Genomic DNA, 19,487 nt, shown 5'->3' on the forward strand with positions numbered 1-19,487 from the left:
GCGGTCGCGCAGCGTCAAGATGGGGTGAGGCGCGCGTGTGCAGCAGCCGTTGCTGTCAGCCTTTCATCAGCGCAGGCAACTCGCCGGTGAGCCCCGCCGCCTCGCGGATAAAGCCCCGGCGCAGAGCGGGCAATTGGCCCAGTGCCCCCATGCCGAGATCGCGCGCGGCGCGCAAGAACGCGTTGTCGTTGGAGAAAAGCCGGTTGGTGAGATCGGTGGCCATGGCCAGCGTGGCGGTATCAAACCGCCGCCATTGCTGGTATCGGCCAAGCACATCCGCCGCGGCGATATCCTCGCCCCGGCGCGCGGCCTCGGTTATCACCTGCGCCAGTGCCGCTACATCGCGCAGCCCGGCATTGAGCCCCTGCCCCGCGATCGGGTGCATTCCGTGGGCGGCGTCGCCGATCAGCGCGAGGCGGAGGGCCACAAAGCTGTTCGCCACCGTCAGGCTGAGCGGATAGGTGTAGCGCCTGCCGCGCAGCTTGATATCCCCCAGAAAATCACCGAATCGCGGCCGCAGTACCTCCATGAACTCGGCATCCGGCAGCGCGGCGAAGCGCGCGGCGGTGGCGTCTGTCTCGCTCCACACGATAGAGCTGACATTGCCCGGCAGCGGCAGAATGGCCAGCGGGCCGGACGGCATGAAGAATTGATGCGCGATGCCGTGATGCGGCAGGGCATGTTCGATGGCTGCGACAAGCGCAGTCTGGCCATAGCCCCACCCCGTGCGGCTGATACCTGCCCGCACCGCGGTGCCCGAACCCCGCCCGTCGGCCCCGACAAGCAAGCGCCCGGCAAGCGCCTTGCCCGAGGCGAGCGTGACAGAGACGCCGGTCGCACCCATCTCCTGCGCGGTCACCATGTCGTTCGAGACCTGCGCAATCAGCGGCTCCCCGGACATCGCCTCGATCAGCGCCCGGCGCAGGAATCGGTCTTCGAGCATGTGGCCCATCGGCCCTTCCTCGATCTCGGCATGATCGAAATGCAGGAAGAACGGCGACGGACCTTCGCCCGCGCGCCCGTCCGAGACCTTGATCTCCAGCATCGGCTGCGCGTTCTCCGCCACCCGCTCCCAGAGGCCGAGATTGCGCAAAAGTCGCACCGAGGCCAGCGCCAGCGCATAGGCGCGACCATCGAAGGCGGCGTTCTTGCGGGTGGGCTCCGGCAGGGCGTCGATCACCGTAGAGGAAAGCCCCGCCCGCGCGGCGGCGAGCGCCAGTGCCGGGCCGTTCAGCCCTCCGCCGACGATCAGGATATCGCTGTCATGTTCCATGACCTTCAATATGTCCGTGCACGCGGGATTGTCCATGCGCCGCTCTGCCGCTAGCACTGTTTTCAGCATAATGAGAGGGGACGGCACAATGCAGGACTGGCTTAAAATGACGGCGGGCGATCTGGGGCGCGGCATTGGACGTGGCGAAATCGATCCCGAGGCGCTCTGCGATACCTACCTTTCCGCGATCAACGCCCACCCGCTGCGCGACCGCATCTACAGCGTCGTGACCGAGACCCGCGCCCGCGCCGAGGCGGCGGCAGCGGCGGCGCGGGCCAAGGCCGGGCAGCGGTTGGGGCTGCTCGATGGCGTGCCGGTCAGCTGGAAGGATCTTTTCGACAGCGTGGGCGTGGCGACCGAGGCAGGATCGGCGCTGCTCAAGGGCCGCGTGCCCGGGCGCGATGCCGAAGTGCTGCAAAATGGCACGGCGGCGGGGCTCGTGTGCCTCGGCAAGACGCATATGAGCGAATTGGCCTTCTCCGGTCTCGGCCTCAATCCGGTGACTGCGACACCGCCCTGCGTGAACAATGCAGACGCGGTGCCGGGCGGCTCCTCCTCAGGGGCAGCGACGAGCGTGGCCTTCGATCTGGCAGCCTGCGGAATCGGGTCGGATACCGGCGGGTCGGTGCGTATTCCAGCGGCCTGGAATGATCTGGTCGGGCTCAAGACCACCTCGGGTCGGGTTTCGCTGCAAGGGGTGGTGCCGTTATGCCTGCGATTCGACACGGTCGGCCCGCTGGCGCGCTCGGTCGAGGATTGCGCCCTGATGCTGGCCGCCCTCGAAGGCGGCAAGGCGGCGGATTTGCGGGGCGCGTCGCTGGCGGGGATGCGGTTTGCCGCGCTGCAAACGGTGGTGATGGATGATCTGCGCGAAGCCCCCGAGGCGGGCTATGCCGCAGCCTGCGCCCGGCTGCGCGACGCCGGTGCCGTGATTGAGGAAATCGAGGCCCCCGAAGTGGCCGAGGCGATGCCGCTCTCGCCCGCGCTCTTTTCCGGCGAGGCTTACGGGTTGTGGCGCGACGTGATCGAGGCCGACCCCGACAAGATGTTCGCTCCCATCCGCGAGCGGTTCCGGGGCGGCAAGGCAATCTCGGCGGCGGATTACGTGTCGGGCTGGCAGACGCTGGAGCGGCTGCGCGCCACCTGGCAGGCGCGGGTCGCGGGCTATGACGCAGTGCTGATGCCGACCGCCCCGAACCTGCCTCCCGATCATGCCCGGTTGATGGAGGATGAGGACTATTACGTGACCGAGAACCTGTTGACGCTTCGCAACACCCGAGTGGGCAACCTGATGGGTCTCTGCGCCGTGACGCTGCCCACGGGCGTTGCGTCATGTGGGATCATGTTGTGCGGCACGCCGTTTCAGGAGGAGCGTATGCTCCGGGTGGCGAAAGCGGTCGAAGACGTGCTTGTGTCCGCGGATTGAGAGCCAGACCCAAGAAAATTCGCGAATTTTCTTGGGCTTCAGTTTTTTCTGCGAAAAGAATCCGGGGTCGGTGGCTCAGCCAGCCTTGAAATCGGCGGCGATTCGCAATTCGCGCATTGGTCGCACCAACGCGATGCATTCGGCATAGATGGGATGTGCCTTGTAGGCGGCGAGCGCCGCTTCATCGGCAAACTCGCCGTAGACCACAAGATCGACCCGCTCTTGCGTAATCGCATCGCTTTGCAGGTTGCGCCCGACTTCGAAATGGCTGGAATGCGGGATAGCGGCGAGCATCATCAGACCCTCGCAGATGCGATCCACATCCTCGGGATTGGCGGCGGAAAAGAAAACGATATGGCGGATCATGTTCTAGTCTTTCGAACGGGAGGCTTTTTCAGAAAGGCCAGATTTGCCCTGTCGGCGGGCCAGTTCAGCCATCACATCATCTAGCGCGACACCCCGCGATTGCAGCATGACCAGCAGATGAAAAATCACATCCGCCGCCTCTGATGTCAGGCGTGCGCGGTCGCCCTTCACCGCCTCGATGATCGCCTCAACGGCCTCTTCTCCGAATTTTTCGGCGCATTTCTCGGGGCCCTTGGCGAGCAGCTTGGCGGTCCAACTGCTGTCAGGGTCGGCGCTCGCGCGGGCGGCGATGGTGCGGGCGAGATCATCGAGCGTCATGCCGCCACCCGCATCGGAATGCCTGCGGCGGCCATATGCGCCTTGGCCTCGGCAATGGTGTAGGTGCCGAAATGAAAGATCGAGGCTGCGAGCACCGCCGAGGCATGGCCCTCGGTCACGCCCTCGACCAGATGATCGAGCGTGCCGACACCACCGCTCGCGATCACCGGGATGTCCACCGCATCGGCGATGGCGCGGGTGAGGGGCAGGTTGAACCCCGCCTTGGTGCCGTCGCGATCCATCGAGGTGAGCAGGATCTCGCCTGCGCCCTTCTGGGCCACCAGCCGCGCGAAATTCACCGCATCGATGCCGGTGGGTTTGCGTCCGCCATGGGTAAAAATCTCCCATTTTCCGGGGTCGCCCCGGAGAGGCGCGGGGGGGCTGACGGTCTTGGCGTCGATCGCCACCACGATGCACTGACTGCCGAACCGGTCGGCGGCACGGGCCACCACATCCGGGTCGGCCACGGCGGCGGAGTTGAAGCTGACCTTGTCCGCCCCGGCCAGCAGCAACGCGCGCACGTCCTCCGGGCTGCGCACCCCGCCGCCCACTGTCAGCGGGATAAAGCATTGCTCGGCGGTGCGGCGCACCACGTCGAACATGGTGCCCCGGTTCTCGTGCGTGGCGTGGATGTCGAGGAAACACAGCTCATCCGCCCCCGCCGAATCATAGGCGCGCGCTGCGTCGACCGGATCGCCCGCGTCGCGCAAATCGACAAAATTCACGCCTTTGACCACGCGGCCGTCGGCGACATCGAGACAGGGGATGATACGGGTCTTGAGCATATTGTCGCTGTTACAGGAATTTTACGGCGTTGTTTATGGGCTTTCAGATCAATATGCCAGAGGATGCAGCCATTATCTGTTCATGAATCGAGGAGTTTACTATGAAACGTTTTCTTGTCGCAGCCGCGATTACCCTGGCCGCGATGCCGACATTCGCCAGCAATGACGATATCGTCAAGGTCAAGTCCTCCGCCGATGTCGCCACCACCATGGATCGCCTTGAAGCGGCGGTGACCGGTGCGGGGGCCAATGTCTTTGCCCGCGTCGATCACGCGGCAGGGGCCGCCTCGGTGGACATGGACCTGGACCCGACACAGGTGCTGATCTTCGGCAACCCCAAGGTCGGCACGCAGGCGATGCTGGACGACCCGCTGGCGGGTCTGTTCCTGCCGATGAAGGTGCTGGTCTACCGCGATGGCGCGGGGCAGACTTGGCTCGCCTACGAGGATCCCAAGGAAATGTTCGACGATCTCGCGATCTCGGATGACGCGGAGTATCTCAAGATGATGCGTGGCGCGCTCGGCAAGCTGACGGGCAAGGCCGCAGGGCAGTAAGGCGCGGCCACGAGACCTGCGTCATTGCCCGGTTTGGCCGGGCAATCTCGTCGCAAACTCAGGCCAGAGCAGAGATGCCCCGGTCAAGCCGGGGCATGACACGCGAGGGCTGGGCGTCAGTCGCGCAGCGCCGCGAGCGCCTCGGCGAGGTCGAGCGCCCCGTCGTAAAGCGCCCGGCCCGAGATCGCACCGTTCAGCGACGCACCACAATCCCTGAGCGCGAGCAGATCAACCAGCGACGATACCCCACCCGAGGCGATTACGGGGATCGAGACGGCGCGGGCAAGCGCCGCCGTGGCCTCGACATTCGGCCCCTGCATCGCGCCGTCGCGGTTGATGTCGGTGTAGATGATCGCGGCCACGCCCGCATCCTCGAAGGATCTTGCCAGATCCGTGGCATCCACATCCGTCTCTTCGGCCCAGCCCTTGGTCGCGACCAGACCATTTCGTGCATCGATCCCCACCGCCACCTGCCCGGGAAAGGCGCGCGCGGCCTCGCGCACCAGCGCAGGGTTTTCCACCGCCACGGTGCCCAGGATCACCCGCGCCAGCCCCTTTGACAGCCACGCTTCGATGGTGGCCATGTCGCGGATGCCGCCGCCCAGTTGCGCGGGGATCTTGCACTGCTTCAGAATCGCCTCGACCGGGGCGGCATTGACCGGTGCGCCGGCAAAAGCCCCATTGAGATCGACCAGGTGCAGCCAGTCGCAGCCCGCCGCGACAAACTCCATTGCCTGCGCCGCCGGGTCGTCGTTGAACACAGTGGCGGCCCCCATGTCACCGCGCAGCAGGCGCACGGCCTTGCCGTCCTTAAGGTCGATGGCGGGGTAGAGGATCATGGGCCGGACTCCGTGCTGGCTGTGACGCGTGCCGTTTGGCATGCGACTGCGCGAAATGCAACGCGACCCGACGTCAGACTTGATTTGGCGCACCGGGTTGGCTCAGGCTCCGCAGTATATCTCAGGGAGGACGAGACATGCGTAAACTGGTGATGATGAGCGCGGCACTGAGCCTGATGGGCGGCATGGCGATGGCCGAGCCGCTTCTGGGCACGTGGCAAACGGCCAAGGATGACAACGGCCATTCCGGGCTGATCGAGGTCAAGCCCTGCGGCAACGCGCTCTGCGGCGAACTGGTGAAATCCTTTGACGAGAACGGTCAGGAAATGGCGAGCGACAATATCGGGCGGAACATCATTTCCGAAACCGTGCCGGTGGGCGGTGGCGAGTATGAGGGCAAGGTCTATTCCCCGGATCGCGACAAGACCTACAATTCCAAGCTGGAATTACAGGGCGACCGGCTCAAGGTCAGCGGCTGCGTGATGTTCATCTGCCGCGATGGGGGGACGTGGAAAAAAGTGCAATAAGCGGCACGGTCGCATCGGGCGGCGCTGTTTTGTCGGCCCGCCCGATGCGTTACCGTACCCCATGACTGACCACATCCTGCCTCACGCCGCCCCGCCCGCCGCCATTCTCGAAGCCGCGCTCTATGTCGATGATCTCGACGCTGCAGAGGGTTTCTATGGCGGTGTGCTGGGGTTGGCGCGGATCGTTCGGGTGAACGCACGGCACGTGTTCTACCGCGTGGGCGGCGGTGTGCTGCTGATCTTCAACCCATCTGAGACATGCAAGCCGCCGGGCAACCCGGGCCTGCCGGTGCCACCACATGGCGCGCAGGGGCCGGGGCATTTCTGCTTCGCGGTAGAGGGCACGGCGCTGGACGACTGGCGCGCGCGGCTGGACGCGGCGGGGGTGGAAATCGAGGCGGATTTCCATTGGCCGAACGGTGCCCGCTCGATCTATTTCCGCGATCCGGCGGGGAACTCGCTGGAAATGGCAGAGCCGCGATTGTGGGCGCGGTAGGCTGTCAGGTGGGTGGGTTTTGGTCTTGAGTTGCCCTTGCCGCATCCCGCGCGAAACGCACCGAAGGTGCCGCGCGATCGCAGCTTCACGAGCGGTCGTAGCAGATGACCCCCTCAGCCGCTCTTCCCCTCCGGCCCGAAGACCGACCATCCGGTGCGCACCGCCAGCCGTTCCATCGCCTCTGTGCCAAGCTTGGAATTGCCGTAGTGATTGAGCCCCGGTGACCACACCGCCACCGACGCCACCCCCGGCACGATCGACAGTATCCCGCCGCCCACGCCGCTCTTGCCGGGCAGGCCCACACGAAACGCGTAATCACCCGATCCGTCATAATGCCCGCAGGTCATCATCAGCGCGTTGATCCGCCGGATACGGGCCTGTGACACAAGGCGCGGTGCCTGCGGTCCACCCACCAGAAAGAGCCCCGCATTGGCCAGTTGCGCGCAACTCATCTCTACCGCGCATTGGTGGAAATAGGTGCCCAGCGTCATCTCGGGCGGGTTGCTCAGGTTGCCATGTGACCGCAGGTAATGCGCCAGCGCCATATTGCGGTGGCCGGTCGCCGTCTCGGACGCGGCGACCCGGTCGTTGATATGGATGGCCTCGTCCCCCGCCGCTGCCCGGATGAAGCGCAAGAGCGCACCGAGCGCTTCGCGCGGGCTGGCCCCTTCGAGCACCGCATCGGTGGTGACGATGGCGCCTGCGTTGATGAAGGGGTTACGCGGGCGGCCCTTTTCCAGCTCCAGTAGCAGCATCGAATCGAAGGCCTGCCCCGACGGCTCGCGCCCGACGCGATTCCAGAGCCGGTCGCCCAGCCGTCCGAGGGCGAGGGCCAGCATGAAGAGCTTGGACACCGACTGGATCGAAAAGGGAACGCCCGCATCACCTGCCGTCAGGGTCGGCTGTCCGGGCCGCGCGATGGCGATGGCGAATTGATCGGGGTCGATGCAGGCCAGTTCGGGGATGTAATCGGCAACTTTGCCACGCTCGGTGCTGTCGCATGCCTCTGCCGCGATCTCATCCAGAATGCCCTGCAACGGATCGACCGCCATTCAGGGGGTCCAGGTCAGGAAATTGGCGATCAGGCGCAGCCCCGTGGCCTGGCTCTTCTCGGGGTGGAACTGCGTGCCGACAATGGTGTCGCGCCCGACCACGGCGGTGACGGGCGCGCCATATTCGGCATGGGCCAACAGATGCGCCGGATCATCCACCCGAAAATGAAAGGAATGCACGAAATAGGCGTGATCACCGGTCTCGATCCCGTCGAAAATGGCGTGCGGTTGGTCGATCATCAGATCGTTCCAGCCCATATGCGGCACCTTGAGCGCTGGATCAGAGGGCGAGATATGCTCGACCGTGCCGCCAATCCAGTCAAAACCGGCGGTTTCCTCGTATTCCATCCCGCGCGTCGCCAGCATCTGCATCCCGATGCATATGCCCATGAACGGACGACCGCCCCCGATCACCGCCTCCTCGATGGCCTCAAAGACACCGCGATGATCGTAAAGTTCAGTGCGGCAAGCCGGAAAAGCCCCGTCGCCGGGCAGCACGATGCGGCTCGCATGCCGGATCACCTCGGGGTCGGAGGTGACGATCACCTGACCGGCATCGGTCTCGCGCGCCATGCGCTGAAACGCCTTTTCAGCCGAGTGCAGGTTGCCGCTCTCGTAATCGACGATGACGGTGGTCATTTTCTACAAGCTGCCCTTGGTCGACGGGATCGCATCGGATTTGCGCGGATCGCTTTCCAGCGCCTCACGCAAGGCGCGCGCCACCGCCTTGAACGCGGCCTCGGCCATGTGATGGCTGTTGATCCCGTGCAGCGCATCAACGTGCAGAGTAATGCCGCCATGGGTGCTGAATGCCTGAAAGAACTCCCGCACCAGCTCCGAATCGAACGTGCCGATCTTGGCGGTGGGCAGGTCCATATTCCACACCAGATAAGGCCGGCCCGACAGATCGAGCGCTGCACGCACCAGCGCGTCATCCATGGGCAACAAACACGCGCCATAGCGGCGGATGCCGCGCTTGTCGCCGATGGCGTGGCTCAGCGCCTGCCCAAGCGCGATGCCCACATCCTCGACCGTGTGGTGATCGTCGATATGCAGATCGCCCGCACAAGTTACCGTCATGTCGATCAGCGAGTGCCGGGCCAGCTGATCCAGCATGTGATCGAAAAAGCCGACACCGGTCTGATTGTCATATTGTCCAGAGCCGTCGACGGCGATCTCGACGGTGATTTCGGTCTCTGCGGTCTTTCGCGTGATGGTGGCGTTGCGCATGGGGCCTCCGCTGCTGCTTGGCCGCTCTATACTGCGGGTATCGCCACAGGCCAAGGGGCAAGCGCGGACGGCGTGAGCCCCGCGTGGCAGGGGCCGTGCGCGCTGATCCCTGCAATGCAATTATTTCCCCATTAATTTTACCAATTGATAAAAAAACAGAACGTGAGATACTGGTCCGGAACTGCAATCAGTGGAGGACGCCATGCGTGACCGCACGCTCGCCCCCGGAGTTCAGCCCGCCCGGCTGGATCCACAGCAATATCACGAGAATTTCTCCGACCTGCACGCGCCGCTCGAAGGGCACGAGGCGCTTGTCGCCGCAGACCGATGTTATTTCTGCCACGATGCGCCCTGTATCACCGCCTGCCCGACGGATATCGACATCCCTCTCTTCATCCGGCAGATCGCCACCGGGACGCCCGAGGCTGCGGCGCAAACCATCCTGTCGCAGAACATCCTTGGCGGCATGTGTGCCCGGGTCTGCCCCACTGAGACGCTGTGCGAACAGGCCTGCGTACGCGAGGCCGCCGAGGGCGCGCCGGTGCGGATCGGGCAATTGCAACGCTACGCCACCGACGCGTTGATGGCGAACGACGTGCATCCCTTCACCCGCGCGGCCCCGACGGGCAAACGGGTCGCGGTTGTGGGGGCGGGTCCGGCGGGGCTGTCCTGCGCGCACCGGCTGGCGATGAAGGGCCATGACGTGACGGTGTTCGACGGGCGCGCCAAGCCCGGCGGGCTTAATGAATTCGGCATTGCCGCCTACAAGACGGTGGACAGCTTCGCCGAGCGCGAGGTCGCCTGGCTGCTCGGGATCGGCGGGATCACCATCGAAACCGGCCAGCGCCTCGGGCGCGAGCTGTCACTGGAGGCGCTGCGCGCGGATCATGACGCGGTCTTTCTCGGGCTGGGGCTCGGCGGGGTCAACGCGCTCGGGCTTGACGCTGAGAAGCGCGAAGGGCTGAGCGACGCGGTCGACTTCATCGCCGACCTGCGCCAGACCGACGACCTGTCGCGCCTGCCGGTGGGCCGCGACGTGGTGGTGATCGGCGGCGGCATGACTGCCATCGACGCCGCAGTGCAGGCCCGGCTTCTGGGCGCGCTCAACGTTACGCTAGTCTATCGGCGCGGCCGCGACCGGATGAATGCCAGTGTATTCGAGCAGGATCTGGCAACCTCGAAAGGCGTGCGCATCATCACCAACGCGCAGCCCGTCGCGATCCATGGGAATGGAGCGGTTCGCGAGGTCGAGTTCGAGTTCACCGGTGACGACCTGACCCCGACCGGCCACAGGTTCCGGCTGTCGGCCGATCAGGTGTTGCGCGCCATCGGCCAGAGGCTGGAGGGCGACGGACTGCCCGAGCTTGAAGGCGGCAAGATCAGGGTGAGCGGCACAGGCCGTACCAGCCTCGACCGGGTCTGGGCCGGGGGCGACTGCGCGGCAGGCGGCGATGATCTGACCGTCACGGCGGTGGCCGAAGGGCGCGATGCCGCCGAGGATATTCATATATCACTCTTAACCTCATAAGGGAGGATCAAATGCACGCATTTCAATATAACAGCTTGGGTGACATCAACGATGTGGAGATGCTGGTACCGGAAGATGAGGCAGTTCTGTCAGAGATACGCGATATTCTGATTAAGCATGGAAAGCTTCATAAGTTCGGCGTGAACCTATTGCATCGTCATTTCGATCTGGCTGCGGATGAATGCCTAGTTGAGTATACGGATGTCGATCAACGCATTCTGAAATCGGTCGTTGAGAAAAGGGGACAGACCGCCGCTGTAGAGACGATGTGGCGGTTTGATACAGACTCCGCTGGGATGTGTGTGTCTTTCTGCACGAGGACCTGCTCGACTTGGGGAAGTCATCACACTCATCACCAAAAGACCGGCCATATTGATCGGATATAACACATGGCAGACCTCACAACGACCTTCGCGGGGATCACGTCCCCCAACCCGTTCTGGCTCGCCTCGGCACCGCCCACGGACAAGGAATACAACGTGCGCCGCGCCTTCGAGGCGGGCTGGGGCGGGGTCGTCTGGAAGACCCTCGGCGAGGCGGGGCCGCCAGTCGTCAACGTGAACGGCCCCCGTTACGGCGCGATCTGGGGGGCGGATCGGCGGTTGCTCGGGCTCAACAATATCGAGCTGATCACCGACCGCCCGCTGGAGGTCAATCTCGAGGAAATGACCCGCGTCAAGCGCGACTGGCCCGACCGCGCGCTGGTCGCCAGTCTGATGGTGCCGGTGAACGAGGAAAGCTGGAAAGCCATCCTCGATAAAGTGCTGGAAACCGGCTGTGACGGGGTCGAGCTGAACTTCGGCTGTCCGCACGGGATGAGCGAGCGCGGCATGGGCAGCGCCGTGGGTCAGGTGCCGGAGTACGTCCAGCAGGTCACAGAATGGTGCAAGACGCATTCTGACCTGCCGGTAATCGTCAAACTGACCCCCAATATCGCCGACATCCGCAAGCCCGCGCAGGCCGCGCAGGCCGGCGGGGCCGACGCGGTCAGCCTGATCAACACGATCAATTCGATCACCGGGGTCGATCTCGACAGTTTCGCACCGCAACCCACGATCGATGGCAAGGGCGCGCATGGCGGTTATTGTGGCCCGGCGGTCAAGCCGATCGCGCTCAACATGGTGGCAGAGATCGCGCGCGACCCGGCCACTGCCGGTTTGCCGATCAGCGGGATCGGCGGGATCACCACCTGGCGCGATGCCGCCGAGTTCATGGCGCTTGGCGCGGGCAACGTGCAGGTCTGTACCGCAGCCATGACCTATGGCTTCAAGGTGGTGCAGGAGATGGTATCGGGACTGAGCCAGTACATGGATGAAAAGGGCTTTTCATCGGTGGACGAACTGGTGGGCCGGGCCGTGCCCAATCTCTGCGACTGGAAGGATCTCAACCTCAATTATGTCACCAAGGCGCGGATCGATCAGGCGCTCTGCATCAAATGCGGGCGCTGCTATGCAGCCTGCGAGGATACCTCGCATCAGGCGATCACCATGTCGGAGGACCGCGTGTTCGACGTCGATGACAGCGAATGCGTGGCCTGCAATCTGTGTGTGAATGTGTGCCCAGTCGAGGGCTGCATCACCATGGAAGAGTTGGCACCAGGCACGTTGGATGCGCGCACCGGCAAGGTGGTCGACGAGACCTATGCCAACTGGACGACACATCCGAACAATCCCGGGACCTGCGCCGCGGAATGAGGCGGGAGATTTTTCGTCGAAGAATCTGAACTGAGAAAATTCGTGAATTTTCTCAGACAAGAATACGGACCGGGCCGTTGTGGCAGACCACGATATACTGATCCGCCGTCTCGATCAGGTGAAAGCCGCGCTGTCGTACCTCGCGCTGGAAGCGGTCGCGCCCGACCTCGCGATCCACCCAGGGAATCGAGCTCCGCACCCCGGTATCCTTTCGGGCGGCCTTGGCCGCGAACATTTGGTTGAGCCAGTCCTCCGGCGGCGTTTTCCGGGTCATCATCTGCATGTGCCGATCCTGCGCCGCTGTTGGCTAATGCGGGGTTAGCAACCGCCGGTAAAGCATATCCAGATAATCCGCTGCGCCATCACGATGCGGCCGGTCGCGCATCAGAAGCTGCACCTGCGCCTCGAAATCCGCGTAATGCTGCGTCGTGGCCCAAATCGAGAAGATCAGATGCATCGGATCGACCGCAGCGAGCCTGCCCTCGTCGATCCATCGCTCGATTTGCGCCGACGTGCTGTCGACCAGCGGTTTTAACTCGCGTTCCAGATGCGGCCGGATGCGCGGCGCGCCTTGCAAGATTTCATTGGCGAATAGCCGACTTTCGCGGGGGTATTTCCTGCTCATCTCCAGTTTGCGATGCACGTATCGCAGCAATTCTTCGCACGGGTCGCCCATAGGGTCGATATCGCGCATCGGATCCAGCCATGTCTCCATGAGCTGGTTGAGCAGGGTGACATGAATCTCTTCCTTGCCGCTGAAGTAATAGAGGATGTTGGGTTTGCTGAGCCCCGATCGCGTCGCGATCTGGTCCAGCGTCGCGCCGCGATAGCCTTGCTGCGAGAACACATCGAGCGCCGCTTCCAGAATGCGCTTGCGGTTTCTTTGCTGAATTCGGCTGGGTTTTCGATCCGGGCGGGCGTCTGTCATCGAAGGCTCCATTCAGGGCAATCCTGCCACAGTGCGGCATTTTCCGGGCTGGGGAAAGTCGCGGATCCGGGCGCGGACCGGATCATGCCTCTCTTTTCGTCGCACCAATCCCCCTCAGGATGATCGACGTGACCGACGCCTTCGCCGCTTGCCATTGCGCCTCGCTAAGAGGGTTACCGCCATTAAGGGTTTCGATCTGATGACCGAAATCGGCATAATGCTGGGTGGTGGCCCACAGCATATAGAGCAGATGGTGCGGGTCGATCGCATCCATCTTGCCCTCGTCGATCCAGCGACGAATCACCCGAATCCGGCCCTCGGTCCATTCGACCAGCGTCGTCTCGAGATAGTCCTGAATGACCGGCGCACGGTGCATGACCTCGGAGGCCCAGACTTTCGATCCTGCCGGGTGGCGTCGACTGATCTCCATCTTGGCGTCGATATAGGCCCCGATCCCCTCGACCGGACCGGGCGCCGCATCGAAGCTGTCCGCGGCCTTCAGCCAATCTTGAAAGATGCTCTGGACCACTTGGCGATAGAGCGCCTCCTTGGTGGCGAAATAGTAATGCAGGTTGGCCTTGGGCAGCCCTGCCAGATCGGCAATGAGCTGCATCGTCGCCCCGCCGAATCCGGCTTCGGCAAAGACCTTCTCGGCAGCGTCGAGGATCTGCCGCTCGTTCTCCTGGCGGATGTCGTGCTTGCGGCTTGGGCGATTGGCCTGCGGCATGGGCGAAAACCCTAAAAAATTCTTGACCGGTTGGTCAGCCTGTGATGCTCTGGTTTTTGACCATATGGTCAGGATGCAGCCGTTGGCAAGAGGGCCCTCAAAAGCCCCCGGAGCGGCGACCGACAAGGGAGACGAAATGTGACCGCACCGGGACCGAATCTGAACGTGAATGGCGATCGCCTGTGGGACAGCATCATGGAGATGGCTCAGATCGGTCCCGGTGTGGCGGGCGGCAACAACCGCCAGACCCTGACCGACGAGGATGCCCAAGGGCGCGCGCTGTTCCAGTCCTGGTGCGAGGCGGCGGGGCTGACCATGGGCGTCGACGAGATGGGCAACATGTTTGCGCGGCGCGAGGGCACCGACCCGGAGGCGCTGCCGATCTATGTGGGCTCTCACCTCGACACGCAGCCGACGGGCGGCAAATATGACGGGGTGCTAGGTGTGCTGGCGGGGCTGGAGATCGTCCGAACGCTGAACGACCTGGATATCAGGACCAGGCATCCCATCGTCGTCACCAACTGGACCAACGAGGAGGGCACGCGCTTTGCCCCCGCGATGCTGGCCTCGGGCGTGTTCGCCGGGGTGCTGGGTCAGGACTGGGCCTATGACCGGGTCGATGCGGAGGGCAAACGCTTTGGCGACGAGCTGGAGCGGATCGGCTGGAAAGGCCCCGAGAAGGTGGGCGACCGCAAGATGCACGCCTTTTTCGAACTGCATATCGAACAGGGGCCCATCCTGGAGGCCGAAAACAAACAGGTTGGCGTCGTGACCCACGGTCAGGGCCTGCGATGGATCGAATGCACGGTCACCGGCAAGGGCCAGCATACCGGATCGACACCGATGTATATGCGCCGCAACGCGGGCCGCGCACTGGCGCGGGTGACCGAACTGGTGCACGAGATAGCCCTGCAATATCAGCCCAATGCCGTGGGTGCGATCGGTCAGATCGACGTTTACCCCAACAGCCGCAACATAATCCCCGAAAAGGTGGTGTTTACCGTCGATTTCCGCTCTCACGTGCTAGAGACGCTGGAGGCGATGGTCACGGAACTGAACGAGACCGCGCCGGGGCTCTGTGCCGATGTGGGCGTCAATTTCAGATCCGAGGTGGTGGGTTTCTTCGACCCGCCCGCCTTTGACGAAACGCTGGTGGGGCGCGTCCGCGAGGCAGCGGATCGGCTGGGCTACAGCCATATGGACATCGTCTCGGGGGCCGGGCACGATGCCTGCTGGATCAACAAGGTCTATCCCACCACCATGGTGATGTGCCCCTGCAAGGACGGGCTGAGCCATAACGAGGCCGAGGAGATCACCCCCGACTGGGCGCGCGCAGGGGCGGATGTGCTGCTGCACGCGGTGCTGGAGACGGCGGAGATCGTGGAGTGATTGGGGGCCAGCCCCCAAACCCCCGGAGTATTGTCGGAACGATGAAACCCCGGGAAGGCAGATAGACAGGGAGACACGCAATGGCCACCAAAGTCATAAAGAACGGCACCGTCGTCACCGCCGACCGCACCTGGAAGGCCGATGTGCTGATCGAGGGCGAGACGATCAAGCAGATCGGCCCTGACCTCAAGGGCGACCAGACGATCGACGCGACCGACGCCTATGTCATCCCCGGCGGGATCGACCCGCATACCCATCTGGAAATGCCCTTCATGGGCACCACTGCCGCCGAGACCTTCGAGACCGGCACATGGGCGGCCGCCTGTGGCGGCACCACGATGATCGTCGATTTCTGCCTGCCGGGGGCCGATGGCAGCATCAAGAACGCAATAGGCGAATGGCACCGCAAATCCGCACCGCAGATCTGTTCCGACATCGGCTATCACATGGCGATCACCGGCTGGAACGAGACCATTTTCAACGAGATGAAGGATGCCGTCGACATGGGCGTCAATTCCTTCAAGCATTTCATGGCCTATAAAGGCGCGCTGATGATCGAGGATGACGAGATGTTCGCCTCCTTCAAGCGCTGCGCCGAACTGGGCGCGCTGCCGATGGTGCATGCCGAGAATGGCGATCTGGTAGCCGAGATGCAGGAGAAATATTTCAACCAGGGCATCACCGGGCCCGAGGGCCACGCCTATTCGCGCCCGCCCGAGTTCGAGGGCGAGGCCGCCAATCGGGCGATCTGCATAGCCGATGCGGCGGGCGTGCCGCTCTATATCGTGCATGTCAGTTGCGAGCAGGCGCATGAGGCGATCCGGCGCGCCCGGCAGAAGGGCATGCGCGTCTATGGCGAGCCGCTGGCGCAGTTTCTCACGCTAGACGAATCCGAGTATTTCAACACCGACTGGGACCATGCCGCGCGCCGCGTGATGTCGCCGCCGTTTCGCTCCAAGGAGCATCAGGACGGGCTCTGGGCCGGGTTGCAGGCCGGGTCGTTGCAGGTGGTGGCCACCGATCACGCGGCATTTTCCACCGAGCAGAAACGCGCCGGGCGGGAGGATTTCCGCCTCATCCCCAACGGCTCGAACGGGCTGGAGGAGCGGCTGGCGGTGCTCTGGACGCATGGGGTCGAGACGGGCCGGTTGACGATGAACGAATTTGTCGCCGTCACCTCGTCCAATGTCGCCAAGATCCTCAACATCTATCCCAAGAAGGGCGCGCTCGTAGAAGGGGCGGATGCCGATATCGTGGTCTGGGACCCGAAGATCAGCAAGACGATCAGCCCCGCCAACCACCATTCGATCCTTGATTACAACGTCTTCGAGGGGTTCAAGGTGACAGCGCAGCCGCGCTATACCCTCAGCCGGGGCGAGGTGATCTGGGCCTGGGGCCAGAATTCGCAACCGCAGCCGGGACGGGGCCGGTTTGTGCCGCGTCCGGCTTTCCCCTCGGCGCACAAGGCGCTGTCGAAGTGGAAGGCGCTGACCGCACCCAAGATGATCCATCGCGATCCGCTGAACATTCCGGCAGGGATCTGAAAAAACCGGCGCGTGCCGCGGCGATCCCGGGGCGCCCCACTTGACAATGACAGGCCAGCCGGGCGCAGTGGCATCCGGGCCAGCAGGGGATGAAATTTGAGCAGCAACACAGTGATCAGCGCGCAAGACCTGTCGCTGACCTTTCAGACGGGCGACGGGCCAGTGCATGCCCTCAAGGATGTGAGCCTTGATGTCGGCAAGGGCGATTTCGTCAGCTTCATCGGCCCCTCGGGCTGTGGCAAGACCACCTTTCTGCGCTGCATGGCCGATCTCGAGCATCCCACCGGCGGCAGCATCACCGTCAACGGGGTGAGCGCCGAAGAGGCGCGGCGCAACCGTGCCTATGGCTATGTGTTTCAGGCGGCGGGGCTTTATCCCTGGCGCACGATCGGCGGAAATATCCGCCTGCCACTGGAGATCATGGGCTATGACAAGGCGGAACAGGCCCGGCGCGTCAGTGAGGTGCTCGAACTGGTCGATCTCGCCGGGTTTGAGAAGAAATTCCCCTGGCAGTTGTCGGGCGGTATGCAGCAGCGCGCCTCGATCGCCCGCGCGCTCGCGTTCGACGCCGACATCCTGCTGATGGACGAACCCTTCGGCGCGCTTGACGAGATCGTTCGGGATCACCTGAACGAGCAGCTGTTGCAGCTTTGGGACCGCACCGACAAGACCATCTGTTTCGTCACCCATTCGATCCCCGAGGCGGTTTATCTGAGCACCCGCATCGTGGTGATGAGCCCGCGCCCCGGGCGGATCACCGATGTGATCGAAAGCCCGCTGCCGAAAGAGCGCCCGCTCGACATTCGCGAGACGCCCGAATTCCTGGAGATCGCCCACCGGGTACGGGACGGGCTGCGCGCGGGGCATGGCGATGAGGTCTGAGAGCGCACGCCCGGATAATGCCCCCTCCCCGCCTCCGGGGAGAGGGACTTTCACCGTTCACGGTCATCGGCTCTCCAGCCTGTTCCGTGCCCCCAAAAGACCACCAATTCCTTTCATTGTTCTAAAAATACTCAATTTTCGCGCTCAATCTCAGCGCCGGGATTTGAGTATTTTGAGAACGGTGAAGGCAGGGGGGGCGTGATGCGCAATCTCCTGCCGGTTCTGACCATTGTCACGGCGATTCTCGTGATCTGGTATGCTGCCGCCGTGGCGCTCAATGCCCAATGGGTGCGCGATCAGGCGACGCGGGCGGGACACGAACTGAGCCTACCTGCGCTGGTTGAGGCAACCTGGAGCCAGGACAAGCCAAAACTGCCCGCGCCGCATCAGGTGGCGGTCGAGATCTGGCAGACCACCGGTGCGATGGTGCTGGCCGGGCGGGGCTTTTCCAAGCGCTCGCTGTTCTATCACAGCTGGATCACCTTCAGTTCCACCGCGCTCGGCTTTCTTCTCGGAACCGCGCTCGGGGTCGCGCTGGCCATCGGCATCGTCTACAACCGAACGATGGACATGTCGGTGATGCCCTGGGTGATCGCATCCCAGACCATCCCGATACTCGCCATCGCACCGATGATCATCGTGGTGCTCAATGCGGTGGGCATTTCGGGGCTGCTGCCCAAGGCGATGATCTCGATGTATCTGAGTTTCTTTCCCGTGGTCGTCGGCATGGTGAAGGGGTTGCGCAGCCCCGCTACCATGCAGCTCGACCAGATGCGGACCTGGAATGCCAGCCCGGCGCAGACCTTCTGGAAACTGCGGCTGCCCTCGTCGATGCCCTATCTCTTCACCTCGCTCAAGATCGGCATGGCGGCGAGCGTGGTGGGCGCGATCGTGGGTGAGTTGCCGACCGGGGCTGTGGCGGGACTGGGTGCACGCCTGCTGGCGGGCAGCTATTACGGCCAGACCATCCAGATCTGGAGCGCACTGATCATGGCGGCGACGCTGGCGGCCGTTCTGGTCGGGCTGATCGGGCTGGTGCAGCGCATGACCCTCAGACGCATGGGGATGGCGTGATGGGCTGGCTGATCTTCGGTCTGTTGGCCTGGGCGTTCGGCTGGTGGATCAATCACCGCCTGTCGGACCGACCCGCGACGCGCGCCACCCGGCTGGCCGTGCCGACAATCTTTGGGATCACCATCATTCTGATCTGGGAGGCGCTGGTGCGCGGGCTCGAGATTTCTCCGGTGCTGCTGCCGCCGCCCACACAGATCGCGGTGACCTTCGCGGCGAAATCCGACATCCTGTGGCAGGATTTCGTGCAGACCGTCATCAAGGGCGCGCTCACCGGCTATGTACTGGGGTGCGGCACGGCGTTTCTGACGGCGGTGGCGATTGATCGCTTTCCGTTTCTCAAGCGGGGCCTGTTGCCGGTGGGCAATTTCGTCGCCGCCCTACCGATCATCGGCATGGCCCCCATTCTGGTGATGTGGTTCGGCTTCGACTGGCAGTCCAAGGCGGCGGTGGTCGTGGTGATGGTTTTCTTCCCGATGCTGGTGAACACCGTGCAGGGTTTGCAGGAGGCAGGCGCGATGCAGCGCGACCTGATGCGCACCTATGCGGCAGGCTATGGCCAGACCCTGCTCAAGCTGCGCCTTCCGGCGGCGATGCCCTTCATCTTCAACGGGCTCAAGATCGCCTCGACGCTGGCACTGATCGGGGCCATCGTGGCCGAGTTCTTCGGATCTCCGATCAAGGGCATGGGCTTTCGCATCTCGACCTCGGTGGGCCAACTGGCGCTCGATCTCGTGTGGGCCGAGATCGTCGTTGCGGCGGTTGCCGGTTCGGCCTTCTATGGCGCGGTTGCGCTATTGGAGAAACGCGTGACATTCTGGCACCCATCGCAACAGGGCCGTTCATGACGTAAACGAA

23 protein-coding genes are annotated in these 19,487 nt (G+C 63.6%); 12 read left to right on the forward strand and 11 right to left on the reverse strand.

Translation table 11 applies throughout. The annotated features are described in order from the left end of the window. Positions 1 to 55: 55 nt before the first annotated feature. Positions 56 to 1,309 carry an FAD-dependent monooxygenase gene (locus BHD06_RS11275; protein WP_080457121.1) on the reverse strand — a complete coding sequence of 418 codons (1,254 nt, stop codon included), beginning with the start codon at positions 1,307 to 1,309 and terminating at the stop codon, positions 56 to 58. A 52-nt stretch (positions 1,310 to 1,361) separates the two neighbouring features. Here BHD06_RS11275 and BHD06_RS11280 point away from each other — a divergent pair, with 52 nt between their 5' ends. Beyond that, the gene (locus BHD06_RS11280) at positions 1,362 to 2,699 is read left to right on the forward strand and encodes an amidase (RefSeq protein ID WP_080457122.1); all 1,338 of its coding nucleotides are present in this window, start codon (positions 1,362 to 1,364) and stop codon (positions 2,697 to 2,699) included. Between the two features lie 75 nt (positions 2,700 to 2,774). Here the strand turns inward: BHD06_RS11280 and BHD06_RS11285 are convergent, their stop codons facing one another. From BHD06_RS11285 to hisF, 3 genes are read right to left on the reverse strand one after another with little or no spacing between them, the layout of a single operon-like run. Beyond that, on the reverse strand, positions 2,775 to 3,065 hold the full coding sequence (locus BHD06_RS11285) for a Dabb family protein (protein WP_080457123.1): 291 nt from the start codon (positions 3,063 to 3,065) through the stop codon (positions 2,775 to 2,777). A gap of 3 nt (positions 3,066 to 3,068) precedes the next feature. After that, complete coding sequence (locus tag BHD06_RS11290; RefSeq protein WP_080457124.1) at positions 3,069 to 3,383, reverse strand: phosphoribosyl-ATP diphosphatase; 315 nt, start codon at positions 3,381 to 3,383, stop codon at positions 3,069 to 3,071. Beyond that, positions 3,380 to 4,168: an imidazole glycerol phosphate synthase subunit HisF gene (gene hisF / locus BHD06_RS11295; protein WP_080457125.1), complete on the reverse strand. Its 789-nt coding sequence runs from the start codon at positions 4,166 to 4,168 to the stop codon at positions 3,380 to 3,382. Before hisF ends, BHD06_RS11290 begins: the two co-directional genes overlap by 4 nt. Positions 4,169 to 4,269: 101 nt before the next feature. Between hisF and BHD06_RS11300 the strand changes: the two genes are divergently transcribed. Then, entirely contained in the window at positions 4,270 to 4,722 is a 453-nt protein-coding gene (locus BHD06_RS11300; RefSeq protein ID WP_080457126.1) for a DUF302 domain-containing protein, read from the forward strand. Positions 4,723 to 4,838: 116 nt separating this feature from the next. Here the strand turns inward: BHD06_RS11300 and hisA are convergent, their stop codons facing one another. Next, positions 4,839 to 5,561, reverse strand: a complete 723-nt coding sequence (gene hisA / locus BHD06_RS11305; RefSeq protein ID WP_080457127.1) for a 1-(5-phosphoribosyl)-5-[(5-phosphoribosylamino)methylideneamino]imidazole-4-carboxamide isomerase — start codon at positions 5,559 to 5,561, stop codon at positions 4,839 to 4,841. A gap of 137 nt (positions 5,562 to 5,698) precedes the next feature. On the opposite strand from hisA, the gene BHD06_RS11310 reads away from it, so the two are divergent. Both BHD06_RS11310 and BHD06_RS11315 read left to right on the forward strand, forming a co-directional pair. Beyond that, positions 5,699 to 6,088 carry a DUF2147 domain-containing protein gene (locus BHD06_RS11310; RefSeq protein ID WP_080457128.1) on the forward strand — a complete coding sequence of 130 codons (390 nt, stop codon included), beginning with the start codon at positions 5,699 to 5,701 and terminating at the stop codon, positions 6,086 to 6,088. Positions 6,089 to 6,149: 61 nt separating this feature from the next. After that, positions 6,150 to 6,584, forward strand: a complete 435-nt coding sequence (locus tag BHD06_RS11315) for a VOC family protein (RefSeq protein ID WP_080457129.1) — start codon at positions 6,150 to 6,152, stop codon at positions 6,582 to 6,584. Between the two features lie 113 nt (positions 6,585 to 6,697). Here the strand turns inward: BHD06_RS11315 and BHD06_RS11320 are convergent, their stop codons facing one another. Genes BHD06_RS11320 through hisB form a run of 3 tightly spaced genes read right to left on the reverse strand, consistent with a single transcriptional unit; the run spans position 6,698 to position 8,866 of the window. Beyond that, entirely contained in the window at positions 6,698 to 7,636 is a 939-nt protein-coding gene (locus BHD06_RS11320) for a glutaminase (protein WP_080457130.1), read from the reverse strand. Next, positions 7,637 to 8,275 (reverse strand): imidazole glycerol phosphate synthase subunit HisH, encoded by a 639-nt coding sequence (hisH, locus tag BHD06_RS11325; protein WP_080457131.1) that lies wholly within the window; start codon positions 8,273 to 8,275, stop codon positions 7,637 to 7,639. Positions 8,276 to 8,278: 3 nt separating this feature from the next. Continuing rightward, on the reverse strand, positions 8,279 to 8,866 hold the full coding sequence (hisB, locus tag BHD06_RS11330) for an imidazoleglycerol-phosphate dehydratase HisB (protein WP_080457132.1): 588 nt from the start codon (positions 8,864 to 8,866) through the stop codon (positions 8,279 to 8,281). A 202-nt stretch (positions 8,867 to 9,068) separates the two neighbouring features. On the opposite strand from hisB, the gene BHD06_RS11335 reads away from it, so the two are divergent. Genes BHD06_RS11335 through preA form a run of 3 tightly spaced genes read left to right on the forward strand, consistent with a single transcriptional unit; the run spans position 9,069 to position 12,088 of the window. Continuing rightward, positions 9,069 to 10,394, forward strand: a complete 1,326-nt coding sequence (locus tag BHD06_RS11335) for an NAD(P)-dependent oxidoreductase (protein WP_080457133.1) — start codon at positions 9,069 to 9,071, stop codon at positions 10,392 to 10,394. A gap of 11 nt (positions 10,395 to 10,405) precedes the next feature. After that, positions 10,406 to 10,780, forward strand: coding sequence for a hypothetical protein (locus BHD06_RS11340; RefSeq protein WP_080457134.1), 375 nt, complete (start codon positions 10,406 to 10,408; stop codon positions 10,778 to 10,780). 3 nt (positions 10,781 to 10,783) lie between these two features. Next, complete coding sequence (gene preA / locus BHD06_RS11345; RefSeq protein WP_080457135.1) at positions 10,784 to 12,088, forward strand: NAD-dependent dihydropyrimidine dehydrogenase subunit PreA; 1,305 nt, start codon at positions 10,784 to 10,786, stop codon at positions 12,086 to 12,088. Positions 12,089 to 12,140: 52 nt separating this feature from the next. On the opposite strand, the gene BHD06_RS11350 is transcribed toward preA, so the two are convergent. The 3 genes from BHD06_RS11350 to BHD06_RS11360 form a co-directional block, all read right to left on the reverse strand. After that, the gene (locus BHD06_RS11350) at positions 12,141 to 12,371 is read right to left on the reverse strand and encodes an N-(5'-phosphoribosyl)anthranilate isomerase (RefSeq protein WP_080457136.1); all 231 of its coding nucleotides are present in this window, start codon (positions 12,369 to 12,371) and stop codon (positions 12,141 to 12,143) included. A gap of 24 nt (positions 12,372 to 12,395) precedes the next feature. Continuing rightward, positions 12,396 to 13,016 carry a TetR family transcriptional regulator C-terminal domain-containing protein gene (locus BHD06_RS11355; RefSeq protein ID WP_080457210.1) on the reverse strand — a complete coding sequence of 207 codons (621 nt, stop codon included), beginning with the start codon at positions 13,014 to 13,016 and terminating at the stop codon, positions 12,396 to 12,398. Between the two features lie 82 nt (positions 13,017 to 13,098). Continuing rightward, positions 13,099 to 13,743 (reverse strand): TetR/AcrR family transcriptional regulator, encoded by a 645-nt coding sequence (locus BHD06_RS11360; RefSeq protein WP_080457137.1) that lies wholly within the window; start codon positions 13,741 to 13,743, stop codon positions 13,099 to 13,101. Between the two features lie 138 nt (positions 13,744 to 13,881). Between BHD06_RS11360 and BHD06_RS11365 the strand changes: the two genes are divergently transcribed. The 5 genes from BHD06_RS11365 (at position 13,882) to BHD06_RS11385 (ending at position 19,477) form a co-directional block, all read left to right on the forward strand. After that, a complete protein-coding gene (locus tag BHD06_RS11365) occupies positions 13,882 to 15,132 on the forward strand; it encodes a Zn-dependent hydrolase (protein WP_080457138.1) in 1,251 nt (416 codons plus the stop codon). Between the two features lie 80 nt (positions 15,133 to 15,212). After that, positions 15,213 to 16,676, forward strand: coding sequence for a dihydropyrimidinase (gene hydA, locus BHD06_RS11370; RefSeq protein ID WP_080457139.1), 1,464 nt, complete (start codon positions 15,213 to 15,215; stop codon positions 16,674 to 16,676). Positions 16,677 to 16,772: 96 nt separating this feature from the next. Further along, positions 16,773 to 17,558 (forward strand): ABC transporter ATP-binding protein, encoded by a 786-nt coding sequence (locus BHD06_RS11375; RefSeq protein WP_080457140.1) that lies wholly within the window; start codon positions 16,773 to 16,775, stop codon positions 17,556 to 17,558. A 201-nt stretch (positions 17,559 to 17,759) separates the two neighbouring features. Then, the gene (locus BHD06_RS11380; RefSeq protein ID WP_376764849.1) at positions 17,760 to 18,632 is read left to right on the forward strand and encodes an ABC transporter permease; all 873 of its coding nucleotides are present in this window, start codon (positions 17,760 to 17,762) and stop codon (positions 18,630 to 18,632) included. Beyond that, positions 18,632 to 19,477, forward strand: coding sequence for an ABC transporter permease (locus BHD06_RS11385; protein WP_080457142.1), 846 nt, complete (start codon positions 18,632 to 18,634; stop codon positions 19,475 to 19,477). Before BHD06_RS11380 ends, BHD06_RS11385 begins: the two co-directional genes overlap by 1 nt. The last annotated feature ends 10 nt before the right edge of the window (positions 19,478 to 19,487 follow it).

The organism is Roseovarius sp. A-2 (assembly GCF_002072155.1).
Classification (GTDB): Bacteria; Pseudomonadota; Alphaproteobacteria; order Rhodobacterales; family Rhodobacteraceae; genus Roseovarius.